We start from the raw sequence: 15,811 nt of genomic DNA, 5'->3' as shown, positions 1-15,811 counted from the left end.
AATAAACAAACTTAACCTTGTAATAAGTTCATTATACTGCAATATCCATGATATTCACCCAAACAGACATCTTTTTTCCTTTTTATGGTTTATTTACTCGAACCAAATGTGTACAATTAGATAGGTACTAAATCACCAAAGTGAGGTGAACAAATTGTTGGAAAATGAACGATTAATTGCGAATTTGAGAAGTGACATTTCCGTTCTTCAAAATAATATGCAAGCAAACCAGGAAAAATTGCAGCGGTTAAGACAAGCAAGAGATTACATAACAAATGAACATGGGGATCTTTCCGCACATAAAAAGCTTATTTCTGACCCCGAACTTTCTCCATCTACTTGGGCCGGGAAACATGCAACTGAGTTTTTAAACGTACGTACGAATATAGAGCAATCATATATGGCGATTATTACCCAACAAGTTGAGGACATTTTGTCAGAGATTGAGGGGAAAATAGCCCAGCTAGAGAGTGCGAACAGCGGTTATTCCAATAGCATCACATCTAAGAACTACAGAATCAGTCAATTTTAAAGTGAATGACAGGGGTTGTCTAAATGCCAGAAATTAAAATTGAACAAAGTACAGTAGAACCGGTCTTCAATGACCTCAAATCAAGAACTAACGAGTTAGATACCGTGAAGCCGAATCTAGAATTCAACGAATCTAAACTAGATTTCATACAAAAGATAGAAGAAATTGAAGCTACATACTATGAAACAATTAATCAATACAAAACTCTTCTAATAAAAGCAGAGAGTGATGCATGGTCAAGTGTTAGCTCCTTTATCCAGTGTGAGGAGAACATTGCTAACGACATTAAGAAGGGTCCAGTTCGATAAGGTATTAAAAGAAAATGCGGTGTAAATATATATAAGGAGTCCGGACTATGAAAGTATTGAAAGTATCCGAAGTCTCTAGTGGGATTGATCTTATAATAAGAAAAAAAGAAGAAGAGAAAGAACAGCTTATCAACATTTTAAAAGCGATAAAAAAAGTGACCGATTTAGAAGACGCTTTAAAGGGTGAGGGTGGAAATGCAATTCGAGAACACTTTATGGTTGTTCAAACCCCTGCTCTTTTGTTAATTAAGGACTTTCTAGAAAACTATATCCAGCAGTTGAATGATATTAAAGGAATCGTTGAGCGTTATGAATCAAATGATGGGCTCGTTCGGGAAGACTTTATTGAACAAGATGTCAGAAACGGGATTACTAATGTAGAACAACTTACTCATGACATCGTAGAAAACATTAATGGTCAATTGAATACAGTAAATGATTTAGTCTCCGTTATCCCGATTAATACGACACAATTTGATACATCTATAAGTAATTCTAAGCAACACAATCAAAAAACGACCAACGACTTAAGAAGTGTGGATGGAAATAGTACATCTACCCTGGAATCCCCTGCTAATGATTTGCAGGAAGCGAAAAGTTTCACTGGAAAAATTCAAGGCTGGACAGGAAACGGGATTTACCTAAGTAAAAAAGAACTAACAGAAGTGGGAGAAGCCCTTAAACCGGATACGTTAGAGGAAATGATTGAAGAATACGGTCTAGTCACCTTACTTAGGAATACAACGATAAGCTTTTCTGGGGCTATAGCGAATTCTGGTAAACTGTTAAAAACAGGTGACCTGAGCTTTAAATTATTTAAGAAAGATGGAAAGATATTTATAAAAATCAAAGGCGGGGAAATAAATAATTTACATGATTACGAAAAATATCGTAAACTACTTAAAAAACATATGGGTGGAACAGGGAAGTGGAGCCGTCAATATGTTACAGGGCTAGTCAATGACGGTGTACTACTATACGATCAAAGAAAATCAAAAAGAATTAAATCCAGTAGTAATAAATTTATTAACAGTAACTTCGACGATATGGGGGGCTACATCAAGCGCCTAGATGAACCAGCTATGAAGGTAGCCAAAGACACCTTTAAAGGCGAAATGAAGGTATGGGAAAGCTTTAAAGGTTGGACAGATGCTTCCAAGTTGACCAAATTCGGTAAAGGTGCTGGTATACTAGGAATTGGACTTGATGTATATGATAACGCAAGGAGTAGTTTCTATGATGAAAACATAGGTGAATTAAGTTTTAGTGGAAAACAAACCAAGGAATTTCTAGTTGATACGACAGTTGATGTAGGTGCGGGCGCAGCAGCCATGGGCGCAGGTGCAGCAGCAGGTTCCTTCTTCTTACCGCCTGCAGGTACAGTCGTAGGTGCTATTGTAGGGGCAGGAGTCTATGCTGCAGTCAACGTGAAATTTGGTGATCCACCAGAAAGTATTGTTGACCATACGAAAAAATTAGCCAACAAAGCTGTGGATGAACTAGGGGATTGCATCGAAAGTGTTGGGGATAAGCTCGATAGTATATTTTGGTAGTGGAGGAAGTTAGTATGTTAAAGCAATGTAGTGAAGAGGATTTTTATAAGATAGACATAGTTTCAATAGATCGGTTAAGTCCAGACAGAATTCCTGTATTTTTTTGGGCAGCATTCATAATCAGTGGGATAATGACTGCAGTAGTTAATTTTGGATCTGGTTACAGCATTTATGTGAATAATCCCATCTGGCCAATTATTGTTAAAGTCCTGATTGCCTTTTTAGTCATTCAATTTATTGTTGCAGTTTTTTTTACCTCTGAAAAAAATTATTATAAATACCAAAAATTACAATGCGTTTTGTTAAGTATTTTTTCACTGAAATTATCAGTTGATATCTACCCAGTTTATTTCCTACTTTGTGAAGATAGAGATGCACCAAATTTTATGACAACTACAGCAATATTCTTAGCATTAGGTGGACTTATCTACTTGATTATATCAACAATTAGAGGAATTAAAAGAGTTCAAAAAGGTGAGTTACGTAAAGACGGCAGAGGATTGTACAATTTTAAACAATCAAAAGCACATGTTAGTCTGCCCATCATATTCGGTGCTACAATGCTAGGAGGAGCGATTGTAAGAACGCTTTCCAATACACCAAATAATTTTGGAACTATGATTGAGTTGTTTTTCTTTCTTTTCCTTTGTGTTTCTCTCCAATACGCAATTGCTTTCGCATGGCCGGAGTTTTTTCTACTTACATATTGTAAATTCAGGTTTGAATCGTTTCATGTCCCAATGCCAAACCGCTTAAAAGATTCAGGGAATTCTCATTCGGGCAACAAGCAAACAAAACAAACAAAGATGAATAAGAAGGATACTAGGAAAAAAAGGGCTGGGGGAAGAAAGAGATGAAAATAAAGAGGGCTCCAATCGCTTTTCACAATGTGATCAGTACAACATCTAGGTGTAAAACAGATGAATGGTTCTATACAGCAAGGGAATTTAGAAATGCAATTATTAAGAATGGGCTTTACTGTACAGGCCCATTGATTTTCAAAATCTCCAATTTTGATAAAACGGCTAATGAAGCTGATTACACCTTCTATTTACCAGTAAATGTACCTTTACAAATTGATAAAAACGACAAATATCGTTTTTACGAAGAATGGAAATTTGATGATGGTTTAACGCTAAGACATGCCGACTTAGACGATGACATTGAAGAGTCTAACGAATTGCTTCGAGCCAGTGCCGAAGCATTTAAGTTGGAATTAGAAGAGCCATTCTACAACATTTATTTAGACGTGTACGGGGATGGGATCATTGATATTTACTCTCCAATCGTAAAGGAGGGGTAAGATGATCAATCCAAATGACTCTATCCGTTTTACAAATGTTGTTTCAAAAAAGTATCGTTTCCATTACAACGATATTGATGATGTTATAAAACGCTTTCTGAATGAATTGGTACAACAAAAAGCAACGATCAAAGGGCCGTTATTCTATTCAATGAACAATGTACCGATGGATGAAGTCGTAGATGCCGATTTTTTCATGTCAATAAAAGAAGACAGCATAAAACTAAATAAAGATATGTATTTTCATAGCTACTACTCTATTGAAGATATGATTTCAATCTGTTTATATGATCAATTTGAAAAGAATACGGAAGTAGCTTACTACATGTTGTTAGAGTATATCGAAAAACAAAATCTAAACCAGGTAACACCCTTCTTTCATATCATAACAGGCGACGATACACTCCAGTATGTTTTTATAAAAGTGGGTGTATCGGTGTAGAGAAACAATTATATTTTAAAAGGTGAGACTTGTATTCTAATACAGGTCTCAATTTTATGTACAGTACATCCTTAAAATAAAATAGATCTTGGATTTAACCGACAATAATCTTTGATTGAAATAATTTTTTAAGTAGAAAAAATTGAGTAATATTGATACCAATTCAGATTAAATCAATGCAAAGCTAGTGAGATTTTTAAAAAGGCAGGGGCTTTTGTTGAATAAAGAAATTTATGATAAATATCTATCAATTGATGAACATCCAAGTGAAATCCGAAAAAAGGTCATTTTATTTGTTCTAATTTTCACCGATTTGTTCGGTCTTTATTGTTTGCTTATTCCCTCTCAGTTAACGTTTGCATTACCGTTTGGATTAGTCCTAGGGGTTATCATTAATGTCTGGGCATTATTGTATATAATTGCTCCATACCGTTTTGAAATGTCCTTTTATTTATTTTTTGGTACTTGGGGTCTCTTTACATCCTTTATTATGTTCCTTGTTATACAAGAAGTTTTGTACTATATTATGGGGCTTCGCACATTTACCTTCTTTTATAGTGCATTCTTTCTATTTGTTCTTAGCATTATTTATATACAATCCTTTCATCTTTTATATGTCAATGGCAAGGTGAAATTACCTAATGATGGTTCGAGAAAGAATTGGACTATATTATTTGCTATTTCTCCTGTTCTACTATTCTATTCTGTGCAATTTGTACTTCCAGTAATTTATGGTAATTACACAGGTGCTCTAATTCTTTTAGGAGGCGAGTGTTTCTTAATCCTTTACCCGATCTTTTGTATAAAATACATCCATCAATATTATTTTCTGGTAAAAAATAAACAAGCATTAAAAGACAAATACCCTGAATTAGATTTACCAAAAAAGGAGAGGAAGTCTATTTCTCCTGAACAGTTAAATGAGGATGACAATCCAATCATTATCAACCCTAAATTCCGGTACGAGGTCATTATTTTAGATTTAAACGATGAGCTTTCTGATGATGAAATTGAGGTTATGATCAATAAAATTGGATATTATACTGAGGCTAGCGATCTTGGCATTTCGATTTTAAAACAAGAACATCTAACAGATGAGCAAAAGATAGTAATAAAAGAAAAAATAAAACCAAAACAATACCCATATTTTCTTATTACTAGCGCCACTTATAAGGAACTTTATAGGAAAATGACAGAGTATAAGAAAAAACATTGGATCAAAAACATGTTTAATATGATCCACACACTCGATTTACATTTTTCCACTGAAGATTATCGACTTGGACCTGAATCACACCGCGTTTCATGCTGATAATATAGACGCTATTATTAAGTACCTAATTGAACACTTTGAAGAAGTTGAGGCGAAAAAAAATGCCTACATATTTTAAGTCAGGAGGAATGAAATAATGCAGGCGTTCAAATTAATAATTATAAAAATAATACAATACCTTTCCCTTTTTTTCTTGGTAGTCTTTTTTTCTGATACAATGGAATTGTTTCAGAATAAGGACAAACTTGGCGTTGCATTCATAGTATTTGTAGTACATATCTTAATGGTTTATTTACTTTTAAAATGGATGAGTAAATACAATATTTCTTATCCAGGAAAGTACTTTATTTATGGTTTGCTAAGTTTAATGACGATAGTTTTCCTATTAATGTCGTTAATAATTATCACCGGACAAACATCTGCTTCAAAAACAACTGGAGGAATAATTATTACCCTCTCTTCCTTAGCTTCTTTGTTTTTTTGGTTCAATTTTGATGTAATCAACAAATTAAGAAGAGAAAAAGTATCGAAGTCTAAGGGGAAGTATCGCCGCAAGTAGACAAGGAACCGCGGTGGTAAAACTCTCACCCCGGTGCAATAGTTTTCGTTCTGTAAGCCAATTCTTTGGATGAATATTACCGATATACTATACTTAATATGTTAATAATGTAGTGGTATCCATTCTCCCCGAGTTCTGCAGTAGAGTAGGTAGGTATATTTTCGAAAAATCTTGACCCTTATCTATTTCACTCTTCACGTAATGGTATTCAAATGAACTGCTTTTCTTATTCAAAAGCTGATCCTTAACTTCTTTTTTATAATCGCAAAACAGTCACTCTCCTTATATAAAGGAAAGTGACTGTTTTCTCATCTATTTAAATACCATACGGATACTTCATCATGCTTTCAACTAGTTTTCTATTACGCTTTTTAAAGACTTCATTATGTGATGACACCATAGCGACTTGATTCGCGTTGGGCTGAATATATTTTTTTGCTTTGTTCACAGCATTAGCTGCGTCCTGAAAAGCGCCAGCTATCAGATTCAATTTCCCATCGTGCTTTAGAATATCTCCAGCAGCATAAAGGCCTTCTACTGATGATTCACTGTTAGCACTACCTGCAATAAAATAATGATCTGCAATTTCAACTTCAATTCCACTATTTTCGAGTAATGTCGTATCACGCTCATACCCATGATTAATAATCACTTCATCAACTAATAAATATGAAGCCTCACCTGATTTATTATTAGTAAGTTCAACACGTTCAATGACTTCATGATTCACATCAGCTACTAGTTTAGTAATCGAAGAATTAAAGAAACAATCAATAGAACTGTTCATTAGTTGCGTTGCTTGTGATTCATGTCCTGTTAAAGCATCTTTTCTATAGGTTAAATACACTTTTTTGGCGACGGCTTCTAACTCATTAGCCCAATCTATCGCTGAATTCCCACCACCTGAAATGATCACCGTTTTGTCTTTAAACCGTTTTAAAGACTTCACTGTATAATTTAGGTTAGATACCTCAAATCGTTCTGCACCTTCTATTTCTAGTTTTTGAGGGTTCAAGATTCCACCACCAACAGCAACGATAACTGTTTTTGAAAGATGTTTTTGCCCGGATGCAGCATGTAATACGAAAACACCTTCTTCATTGCGTGTCATCGAGTCTATTTTTTCATTTAAAACTACGGTTGGATCAAATGTTAGTCCCTGAGCCACGAGCTGTTGGATTAATTTTTCTCCCGTAATAGGCGTCAGCCCACCAACGTCCCAAATCATTTTCTCGGGATACACATGTATTTTACCACCTAATTGTGATTGATACTCAATAACTTTAGTTTTCATTTCTCTGAGTCCACTATAAAAAGTTGAGTAAAGTCCCGCAGGCCCCCCTCCAATCACAGTTACATCATAAACCTCATGCTTATCCATTTCCGTTCACCCCTTATAACCAAATGTAATTGATTATCATTCTCAATTAAATATACACTTTCTCATACAATTGTTCAATAGTTTTTCCAACATGAAAAGCGCAAGCGCCCTGTTTAGCAACGAAGGCCACTGGAAGACCGACGAGGAGGCTGTTGCCGCCGCAGGAGGACTGAAGTGATTCAAGTGGCTGGGCGCTGGAGCTAGACATCACTTCTATGCCTACAAAATTTTATACTTTCTTACCTTTCAAGAAAAGCGGAAGCGCCCTGTTTAGGTACGAAAAGCGCTGGAGATTTCTGGACAAGAACGCGTTTTCCATCGTGATGTCAGAAATCGAAGCGACCTCGAGTACCTGGGCGCTTCAGCTAGACATTGCTTCTATGCAGCAAAACTTTATACTTTCGTACCCCCTAAAAAAGGTTGACATTAGAAATATATAACCTTATAGTTAATATTGTTATCGATACTGATAATCATTATCAATGATACATATTTTCAATTAATGGGGGTTAAATATATGGTTCGCCTATTTACGGAAGACTTGAATATCGGCTATGGTGAACGTTTAATTGTCAAAGATCTCAGCGTAGAAATTCCCGATAAAAAAATCACCACAATTATCGGTCCGAATGGTTGCGGTAAATCCACCTTATTGAAAGCTATTACTCGTATCATTTCACATCAATCCGGATCGGTTATTTTAGATGGAGGAAATATCACTACAGAAAATACGAAGCTGCTCGCTAAGAAAATGGCGATCCTTCCCCAAACACCGGAAAGTGCAAGTGGATTAACGGTTGGTGAACTCGTATCCTACGGCCGTTTCCCCTATCAGAAAGGATTCGGACGTTTAACGAAAAAAGATTACGAGGTGATTGATTGGGCTCTTGAAGTTACTGGAACGATAGATTACAAGTACCGTCCAGTAGATTCCTTATCAGGCGGCCAACGCCAACGTGTTTGGATTGCAATGGCGCTTGCACAGGAAACGGAGATCATCTTCCTTGATGAACCTACCACCTATTTGGATATGGCTCATCAACTAGAGGTTTTGGAACTATTACAAGACCTGAATGTCCAAGAAGAACGTACGATCATCATGGTTCTTCATGATTTAAACCAAGCTGCCCGTTTTGCTGACTATATCATCGCTCTAAAGGACGGACAAATCGTGAAAGCAGGCGACTATGAAGAGGTTATTACGCACGACGTTCTAAAAGATGTCTTTCAAATTGATGCTGAAATCGGTCGAGACCCCCGAACAAATAAGCCGATGTGTTTCACATACAACTTACTAAAAGGAGAAAACAAATATGAAAAAACGATTGATCCCATTCGCACTCTTGTTGGTTCTACTTATTAGTGCTTGTAGCAGTGGTTCATCAGAAGAAGGAAGCAACAATTCAAAAGGTAATGAAGAAAACAAATCAAATACGATTACATACCAATCTGAAAATGGACCGGTGGAAGTTCCTGCTGATCCTAAACGTGTTATCGTCCTTTCGACTTTCGCTGGAAATGTAATGTCTTTAGACGTCAATCTTGTTGGTGTAGATTCCTGGTCTAAAATGAATCCAAATTTTGAAGAAGAATTGAAAGATGTTGAAGAAGTTACAGATGAGAACTTAGAAAAAATCATTGAACTGGATCCAGATTTAATCATTGGATTATCGAATATTAAAAACGTTGATAAATTGAAGGAAATTGCTCCGACTGTTACGTTTACATACGGAAAAGTCGATTATTTAACCCAGCACATCGAAATAGGAAAACTACTAAATAAAGAAGAAGAAGCAAAAAGTTGGGTCGAAGATTTCAAAAAACGTGCCAAAGCAGCTGGAGAAGACATTAAAGCTAAAATTGGTGAAGATGCAACCGTTTCTGTAATCGAAAACTTTGAAAAGCAACTTTACGTCTTCGGTGACAACTGGGGACGTGGAACTGAAATTTTGTATCAAGAAATGAAATTGAAAATGCCTGAAAAAGTGAAAGAAGCAGCACTCGAACAAGGCTATTATGCCCTATCACCCGAAGTTCTATCTGAATATGCAGGAGACTATATCATTTTCAGTAAAAACCCAGGCACAGATAATTCATTCCAAGAAACTGAAACGTATAAGAACATTCCAGCCGTTAAAAATGACCGAGTATTTGAAGTGAATGCGAAGGAATTCTATTTCAACGATCCGATCACATTAGAGTATCAGCTGGATTTCTTTAAAGAAGCATTTCTTGGCAAGTAATATGTTGCAGAGGGTGACTCATAGGTGTCTGGCTCTCCCATGTGACACAACATATAGGCAAGGAGTTGCAAAATGTTGTGTTAGAGCCTGACTCCGTGACTGAGTCATCCTTTTCTAATATTTCATTATAAGAAAGTTGCGATTCTCATGACTCAACAACCAAAAACAATTTCATTCATCTTAAAGCTGGTCCTGAGCGTATTTGTGTTCGTCGGATCTTTCATCGTTGCAATGGTATTAGGGGCAGCCGATACGAGTACGAAGGACGTTTTGCTCGCACTGACATCACAGACGTTAACCGATACGACATTGATGATCCGTGAAATTCGCTTACCACGAGAAATTGGAGCCATTTTTGTTGGAGCGGCACTTTCGGTTTCCGGTGCGATCATGCAAGGGATTACAAGAAACCCGCTTGCTGACCCAGGCTTACTTGGGCTAACTGCTGGTGCTAATGCGGCACTTGCCGTTACCATAGCGTTTATACCTGCTGCGAATTACTTCGGTATTATGATTGCTTGTTTTATTGGAGCGGCGGTAGGAGCAATTATGGTATTTGGAATGGGTACAATGAGAAGAGGCGGCTTCTCCCCTTTTCGTATTGTATTAGCAGGGGCTGCAGTTTCTGCCTTTCTTTATGCGATTGCAGAAGGTATTGGTATTTATTTTAAAATTTCAAAAGATGTATCGATGTGGACTGCTGGAGGCATTATCGGAACGACATGGAATCAACTTCAAGTCCTTATACCATTTATTTCGATCGGCATATTGATTTCTCTAGTCCTTTCAAGACAGCTAACGATACTTAGTTTGAACGAAGAAGTTGCAGTTGGATTAGGACAAAAGATCACACAAATCAAAGCCGTTCTTTTTGTTGTCATCATCCTGCTCGCTGGTGCATCCGTTGCCCTTGTCGGCAATATGGCCTTCATCGGTTTGATGGTTCCGCATATCGTTCGAGGGATAGTCGGAACAGATTACCGCGCGATTTTGCCGATGTCTGCAGTTTTAGGGGCATCCTTCATGCTGCTAGCAGACACACTTAGCCGTACAATCAATGCACCGTATGAAACACCTGTTGCGGCCATTGTTTCGATGTTGGGTCTTCCTTTCTTCCTATTCATTGTTCGAAAAGGAGGTAAGGCTTTCTCATGATTAATCCTGCAGTAATTCGAAAGCAACGCATCACGATTATTGTTCTTCTTGCACTCATTGCGATTACATTCGTTATTGGCACAGGAATGGGATATGCCTCACTTACTTATGACAGGCTCTTTCCTACCCTTCTCGGTCAAGGGACGTTTAAAGAAAACTTTGTCCTATTTGAGATTCGCTTGCCCCGAATTTTGATCACTGTGTTAGCTGGCATGGCACTTGCTGTATCTGGTGCGATTTTACAAGGGATCACACGAAATGATTTAGCAGATCCAGGGATCATCGGGATCAACTCTGGAGCAGGTGTTGCGATTACCGTTTTCTTTCTGTTTTTCCCAATAGATGCAGGTTCTTTTGTTTACATGCTTCCACTTGTCGCATTTATCGGTGCCATATTAACCACATTCCTGATTTATGTGTTTTCTTATAATAAAAGCTCAGGGCTCCAACCAGTGAAGTTAGTCCTCATTGGTGTCGGATTTTCGATGGCACTGTCAGGGATCATGATCGTCTTAATATCCTCAGCCGAACGAGTAAAAGTGGATTTCATCGCAAAATGGTTAGCCGGAAACATCTGGGGTACGGATTGGCCTTTTATATGGGCACTCCTTCCATGGCTTGCTATACTAATCCCATTTACCTTATATAAGGCGAATCGATTGAATATTCTTGGGCTGAACGAACCTGTGGCGATCGGAGTAGGCGTATCAATTGAAAAGGAACGTATCGTAATGCTTTTAGCCGCTGTCGCACTTGCAGCATCTGCCGTTTCAGTCACTGGAGGTATTGCCTTCATTGGTCTCATGGCACCGCATATTGCAAAAGCGATCGTAGGGCCTAGAAATCAAATGTTCATTCCTGTTGCAATTCTGATCGGCGGATGGTTGTTATTGCTTGCAGATACAATCGGACGTAATATACTTGAGCCTACTGGTATTCCTGCAGGAATCATGGTCGCAATGATAGGTGCACCTTACTTTATGTATTTGTTATTGAAAAAATAAAGAAAACTTGGCTAGCGCTAAGCCTTAGCGCAGGCGATCGCTTTAGTTGCGCTTATACTATAGAAAGTATTTTTTATACTTTCTTAACGTGTAAAAAAATGCAACTAGAGAGGAGGGCAGACACTTATGTGACTGCCCTCTTCATATAAATCGCACTACCTTTAAGCGTACGAATATGTTATTGCCATTTATGCTGCTTCATTATTATTTCTATTCTCATTAGCCTTTGTTTTCCAGCCTATCAAGAACAGAATTGCTAGTAAACCAAATATTACAAAGACGACAAGGATATTCGATTCAATTAGACGGATAAGGTTTCCCAGAACAATCCCGACAACACCAAAGTCTGCATCTCCGAACGTTGTCCCATTGAAACCAAGGGATCCAAGTACTGGGAGTAGTAATGCTGGTAAGAAGCTGATCATTACTCCATTAGCCATCGAACCTATAACTGCTCCTCTACGTCCACCAGTTGCATTTCCGAATACACCGGCTGTTGCACCTGTGAAGAAGTGAGGTACCAATCCAGGAACGATAACACTTAAACCTAATAGTGGTAGGAACAGCATGCTCACAAGTCCAGCAATAAAGCTACAGAGGAATCCGATAATGACGGCATTACTCGCAAACGGGAAAATAGCTGGACAATCAAGCGCTGGTTTAGCGTTCGGTACGATTTTATCAGCAATCCCTTTAAAGGCAGGAACAATCTCTCCAAGGAGCATTCGAACCCCAGCAAGAATGATATACACACCGGCCGCAAAAGTAAGACCTTGCATAAAGGCAAACACAAGGAAGTTTTGCCCTCCGCTTAGTTCTGCCTCAACGAATCCAGGACCTGCAAAACCTGCAACGACGAAGAAGAGAATGACCATCGTTAAGGATACTGAAACGGATGTATCGCGAAGAAATCCAAGTGATTTAGGGACTTTAATTTCTTCAGTCGATTTCGAACCCTTACCAACTGCCTTCCCAACCATAGCCGATACAAAATAACCAATCGACCCAAAGTGACCGATAGCAAAATCGTCAGAACCAGTAACTTTTCGAGTGAATGGTTGTAGCATAGCTGGAGAAAGGACCATTAAAGAACCAAGAATAATAGAACCGATTATGACCATAGATACACCGGACATTCCTCCAGTTGTTAAGATAACAGCAACCAGACATGCCATGAACATCGTGTGATGCCCTGTTAAAAAGATATATTTGAAAGGTGTAAAACGCGCTAAAATAATGTTCACAATCATACCGAACAACATAATCATCGCTGTTTCTGTACCAAAGTTTTCTTGGGCTAACGCAACGATCGCTTCATTGTTCGGTATGACGCCATCTACAGTAAAGGCTTCATTGAACATACTACTGAACTTGTCTAACGATTGTACAAGTACCGCTGCACCTGCGCCAAGGATCACAAAGCCCATTACAGTCTTAAGAGTACCTGATACAACATCCCCAGAATTTTTGCGTTGCACAATAAGTCCTATAAATGCGAATAATCCAACAAGAATAGCAGGCGTACCTAAAATATCCTTCATTATTAAATCAACCATGTGTAACGCCCCTTTCGTTTCAAATTTAAATTAGCCTCCGGACTTTTTAAACAACCTCTACAAATTGTTTTCTAGTGCTTCACGAAGCTCATTCTTATCCATTAAGTTCTTAAGCTTGACTATATTTTTCTTTCCATCTTCTAAACTTCCTACAATGTCCTCTGATCCTAGAAATAAATCAGCTTGTTCTGTTTTAGCTGTTGTAAGATCCGTATGAGATACATCAGCTTCTTTACCCATTTCTTTTAATGCAGCGTTCACATTCATCTCCACGATCATGCTGCTCCCTAAACCATTTCCACACACAACTAATACTTTTTTCATTTCCATTTCCTCCTCTAATTTTTAAGCTTTTACGTTTTGATTGATCAATTCGATTACACGATCGCTATCATTGGCTGCGATCAGACGGTCAATGTTCTCTTCATTTGATAAGACCTCTGTAAGCTGTGCTAGTGCTTTAAGATGCGTTTGGTTATCTATTGCAGCTAATACGATAATCAACTGCGCCCTGTGCTTTTCTTGTTCAGAGAAATAAACAGGCTCCTTTAATCGCAATAAGCTCATCCCTAACCGTTCCACACCTGTTTCTGGACGAGCATGTGGGATCGCAATTCGTGGGGCGATCACAATGTAAGGGCCTAGCTCTTTTACATTTTCAATCATCGCCTCAACGTAATTCGAACGAATCGAATCTTGATCGATTAATGGTTGAGCAGCGACATGAATCGCTTCCTCCCAATTGGCTACCTTGTCTTTAAACTGAATGGTTTTTTCCGTTAATAATTCATTGAGCATTGGCTTCCTTAGCTCCTTTGTTCTCGGTGACTTTGTTTCTAATAACTGAACCAAGTCTCTCTTCAGGTCGTCTTTTTCATGTACGGTAGCATGCCTTTCAATGACATCTAGCATATGATCTGTGAAGCTTTTGGATCGATTATCTGTATGGAATAGTTCATTCATCCTTTGCATGACATGCTCTTTTTCTATATTCGATAAAATCGCTGGAACATGGATGACTGGAATACTTTTCGGTTTGATGAAATTCGTTGAAAAAATTACATCTGCGTCATAGTCTGTTGTACGAAACTCCCTCATTGAAAGCGTGGCAACGACATCCAGCCCTGCAATCAAGTTTTCCAATTGTGTTCTCAGCATGTTGGAAGTACCGATTCCATTTTCACAGACGATGATCGCTTTGAATTTCGTTTCCACTTGTTTCTTTTCTTTCGTGAGCCAGCCCCCAAAGTGCAATGTGATATAAGCGATTTCTTCATCGGGAATCGGCTGACCTACATAGTATTCCAAGTGCAACATGACACGTTTCGTTAAATGATAGATATCCTGATAATTTTCTTGGATACGTTCAGATAATTCATTTGCAATTCGCACGCCATATTTCAGACGATAATACGTCGGCTTAATATGAGAAATAAGGTTCTCCTCAAGCCCCTTCCGATCGTCAAATATGACACAGGAGTACGTTTGGAAGTCCGAAATCATCCGTTGAACGACTTGTTGTAGCCCTGTCAGTTCCCGTTCTGTATATCGGCTGAAATCATCATGCTGTACCTTTGATCCGAGAAGGTTCATCGTAATGAAGCAAACCTCATTATCTGGAAAATCAATCCCCCACAAATCCTTAAGCTTTTTCGTAATAAGCAGGGACGCTTGATAGGCTTCGGTCTGTTGAAGGACTTCCTTCTCTTCGGTGTCCACATGTACGACTTTCTGTAAATGGATTCGCTTCATAATAATTAAGATTTGCAGGGAAAGGATCTCCACCATCTCATCGGTAAGCGTCAATCCTAATTCTTTTTCTGCTTCGTAAAGAAGGCTTTTTACAGAGTCTCTTTGATCAGTGTCAGGTGATGAGACCTCTGCTTCGGGTTGAATCATTCTATGAATTTCATTCCGGACGTTCAGCCATTCTTTATGTGAAAAAGCCGTGGACAAAACGTCTGAAAGCACCCTTCTCTTCGCTTCCTCAGGGCCACTCAGGTTATAGCCGCTTCCTTTTTTATAATATAAGTCTAGACCGTGTTGCTTAAATTCTATCTTGATAGCCTTTAGGGCTTTCGCAACGGTACCTCGACTCATACTCGTAATTTCCATAAAACTGCTCATAGATGCTTCTTGTTCCTCTAGTAAAATCTTCGCCTTAATGAGCAGTTCACGCTCATGTCTCGATAATTGATACTGCCAATCATCAAATCCTTCTGTATTGTGAACGGCAACCTTGGCACTAGACTTATTAGATAAAAATACGCCTTTGCCATGGATGCTTTCGATTGGTTCCATTTGCTGATCTACCAACCAACTATTAATCTGATCTATATCGTAATAGATGGTGCGCTGGGACACTCGCATCTTTTCGACTAAATCCTTTGTTGGAACCGGAGTACTAGATTGTTGAATTATGGATAATAAGTGTGCACGCCTCTTATCCAATACCATCGGGATCCCCCTAATCTATAGAACTATCTATCCAGTATATTTTTG

16 protein-coding genes are annotated in these 15,811 nt (G+C 38.2%); 12 read left to right on the top strand and 4 right to left on the bottom strand.

Annotated elements, in window-relative coordinates:
- Nucleotides 1-157: 157 nt before the first annotated feature.
- The 8 genes from NON16_RS13875 (at nucleotide 158) to NON16_RS13840 (ending at nucleotide 5,970) form a co-directional block, all read left to right on the top strand.
- Nucleotides 158-532: a DUF5082 domain-containing protein gene (locus NON16_RS13875; RefSeq protein WP_257349852.1), complete on the top strand. Its 375-nt coding sequence runs from the start codon at nucleotides 158-160 to the stop codon at nucleotides 530-532.
- Nucleotides 533-555: 23 nt separating this feature from the next.
- Entirely contained in the window at nucleotides 556-840 is a 285-nt protein-coding gene (locus NON16_RS13870) for a YwqI/YxiC family protein (protein ID WP_257349851.1), read from the top strand.
- A gap of 47 nt (nucleotides 841-887) precedes the next feature.
- Complete coding sequence (locus tag NON16_RS13865; RefSeq protein ID WP_257349849.1) at nucleotides 888-2,393, top strand: LXG domain-containing protein; 1,506 nt, start codon at nucleotides 888-890, stop codon at nucleotides 2,391-2,393.
- A gap of 14 nt (nucleotides 2,394-2,407) precedes the next feature.
- Complete coding sequence (locus NON16_RS13860; RefSeq protein ID WP_257349848.1) at nucleotides 2,408-3,250, top strand: hypothetical protein; 843 nt, start codon at nucleotides 2,408-2,410, stop codon at nucleotides 3,248-3,250.
- The gene (locus NON16_RS13855; protein WP_257349846.1) at nucleotides 3,247-3,696 is read left to right on the top strand and encodes a DUF5085 family protein; all 450 of its coding nucleotides are present in this window, start codon (nucleotides 3,247-3,249) and stop codon (nucleotides 3,694-3,696) included. Before NON16_RS13860 ends, NON16_RS13855 begins: the two co-directional genes overlap by 4 nt.
- 1 nt (nucleotide 3,697) lies before the next feature.
- Entirely contained in the window at nucleotides 3,698-4,138 is a 441-nt protein-coding gene (locus NON16_RS13850) for a DUF5085 family protein (protein ID WP_257349845.1), read from the top strand.
- Between the two features lie 217 nt (nucleotides 4,139-4,355).
- On the top strand, nucleotides 4,356-5,450 hold the full coding sequence (locus NON16_RS13845; protein WP_257349844.1) for a hypothetical protein: 1,095 nt from the start codon (nucleotides 4,356-4,358) through the stop codon (nucleotides 5,448-5,450).
- A gap of 97 nt (nucleotides 5,451-5,547) precedes the next feature.
- On the top strand, nucleotides 5,548-5,970 hold the full coding sequence (locus NON16_RS13840) for a hypothetical protein (RefSeq protein ID WP_257349842.1): 423 nt from the start codon (nucleotides 5,548-5,550) through the stop codon (nucleotides 5,968-5,970).
- A gap of 316 nt (nucleotides 5,971-6,286) precedes the next feature.
- Here the strand turns inward: NON16_RS13840 and NON16_RS13835 are convergent, their stop codons facing one another.
- Complete coding sequence (locus NON16_RS13835; RefSeq protein WP_257349840.1) at nucleotides 6,287-7,351, bottom strand: NAD(P)/FAD-dependent oxidoreductase; 1,065 nt, start codon at nucleotides 7,349-7,351, stop codon at nucleotides 6,287-6,289.
- 517 nt (nucleotides 7,352-7,868) lie between these two features.
- Here NON16_RS13835 and NON16_RS13830 point away from each other — a divergent pair.
- The 4 genes from NON16_RS13830 to NON16_RS13815 all read left to right on the top strand — a co-directional run bounded on the left by NON16_RS13830 (nucleotide 7,869) and on the right by NON16_RS13815 (nucleotide 11,753).
- Complete coding sequence (locus NON16_RS13830; protein WP_257349839.1) at nucleotides 7,869-8,714, top strand: ABC transporter ATP-binding protein; 846 nt, start codon at nucleotides 7,869-7,871, stop codon at nucleotides 8,712-8,714.
- Nucleotides 8,665-9,594 (top strand): iron-hydroxamate ABC transporter substrate-binding protein, encoded by a 930-nt coding sequence (locus NON16_RS13825; RefSeq protein ID WP_257349838.1) that lies wholly within the window; start codon nucleotides 8,665-8,667, stop codon nucleotides 9,592-9,594. Before NON16_RS13830 ends, NON16_RS13825 begins: the two co-directional genes overlap by 50 nt.
- Nucleotides 9,595-9,741: 147 nt before the next feature.
- Nucleotides 9,742-10,749, top strand: coding sequence for a FecCD family ABC transporter permease (locus tag NON16_RS13820; protein WP_257349836.1), 1,008 nt, complete (start codon nucleotides 9,742-9,744; stop codon nucleotides 10,747-10,749).
- Nucleotides 10,746-11,753 (top strand): FecCD family ABC transporter permease, encoded by a 1,008-nt coding sequence (locus NON16_RS13815; RefSeq protein ID WP_257349835.1) that lies wholly within the window; start codon nucleotides 10,746-10,748, stop codon nucleotides 11,751-11,753. The genes NON16_RS13820 and NON16_RS13815 overlap by 4 nt, the downstream gene beginning before the upstream one ends.
- A gap of 188 nt (nucleotides 11,754-11,941) precedes the next feature.
- On the opposite strand, the gene ulaA is transcribed toward NON16_RS13815, so the two are convergent.
- The 3 genes from ulaA to NON16_RS13800 are packed head-to-tail and all read right to left on the bottom strand — an operon-like array spanning nucleotide 11,942 to nucleotide 15,766.
- Nucleotides 11,942-13,309, bottom strand: coding sequence for a PTS ascorbate transporter subunit IIC (gene ulaA / locus NON16_RS13810; protein WP_257349833.1), 1,368 nt, complete (start codon nucleotides 13,307-13,309; stop codon nucleotides 11,942-11,944).
- A 57-nt stretch (nucleotides 13,310-13,366) separates the two neighbouring features.
- Nucleotides 13,367-13,633 (bottom strand): PTS sugar transporter subunit IIB, encoded by a 267-nt coding sequence (locus NON16_RS13805; RefSeq protein WP_257349831.1) that lies wholly within the window; start codon nucleotides 13,631-13,633, stop codon nucleotides 13,367-13,369.
- 21 nt (nucleotides 13,634-13,654) lie between these two features.
- Nucleotides 13,655-15,766, bottom strand: a complete 2,112-nt coding sequence (locus NON16_RS13800) for a BglG family transcription antiterminator (RefSeq protein ID WP_257349830.1) — start codon at nucleotides 15,764-15,766, stop codon at nucleotides 13,655-13,657.
- Between the last annotated feature and the right edge of the window lie 45 nt (nucleotides 15,767-15,811).

The organism is Pseudalkalibacillus decolorationis, from assembly GCF_024609785.1.
In the GTDB taxonomy this organism is placed as follows: domain Bacteria; phylum Bacillota; class Bacilli; order Bacillales; family Fictibacillaceae; genus Pseudalkalibacillus; species Pseudalkalibacillus decolorationis.
This window is presented reverse-complemented; position numbering and strand designations above follow the sequence as displayed.

Bases quoted from the DNA above. Each gene is read 5' to 3' on its own strand.
- NON16_RS13870 (WP_257349851.1), top strand. From the start codon at position 556: ATGCCAGAAATTAAAATTGAACAAAGTACAGTAGAACCGGTCTTCAAT.
- NON16_RS13865 (WP_257349849.1), top strand. From the start codon at position 888: ATGAAAGTATTGAAAGTATCCGAAGTCTCTAGTGGGATTGATCTTATA.
- NON16_RS13860 (WP_257349848.1), top strand. From the start codon at position 2,408: ATGTTAAAGCAATGTAGTGAAGAGGATTTTTATAAGATAGACATAGTT.
- NON16_RS13855 (WP_257349846.1), top strand. From the start codon at position 3,247: ATGAAAATAAAGAGGGCTCCAATCGCTTTTCACAATGTGATCAGTACA.
- NON16_RS13850 (WP_257349845.1), top strand. From the start codon at position 3,698: ATGATCAATCCAAATGACTCTATCCGTTTTACAAATGTTGTTTCAAAA.
- NON16_RS13840 (WP_257349842.1), top strand. From the start codon at position 5,548: ATGCAGGCGTTCAAATTAATAATTATAAAAATAATACAATACCTTTCC.
- NON16_RS13835 (WP_257349840.1), bottom strand. From the start codon at position 7,351: ATGGATAAGCATGAGGTTTATGATGTAACTGTGATTGGAGGGGGGCCT.
- NON16_RS13830 (WP_257349839.1), top strand. From the start codon at position 7,869: ATGGTTCGCCTATTTACGGAAGACTTGAATATCGGCTATGGTGAACGT.
- NON16_RS13825 (WP_257349838.1), top strand. From the start codon at position 8,665: ATGAAAAAACGATTGATCCCATTCGCACTCTTGTTGGTTCTACTTATT.
- NON16_RS13820 (WP_257349836.1), top strand. From the start codon at position 9,742: ATGACTCAACAACCAAAAACAATTTCATTCATCTTAAAGCTGGTCCTG.
- NON16_RS13815 (WP_257349835.1), top strand. From the start codon at position 10,746: ATGATTAATCCTGCAGTAATTCGAAAGCAACGCATCACGATTATTGTT.
- ulaA (WP_257349833.1), bottom strand. From the start codon at position 13,309: ATGGTTGATTTAATAATGAAGGATATTTTAGGTACGCCTGCTATTCTT.
- NON16_RS13805 (WP_257349831.1), bottom strand. From the start codon at position 13,633: ATGAAAAAAGTATTAGTTGTGTGTGGAAATGGTTTAGGGAGCAGCATG.
- NON16_RS13800 (WP_257349830.1), bottom strand. From the start codon at position 15,766: ATGGTATTGGATAAGAGGCGTGCACACTTATTATCCATAATTCAACAA.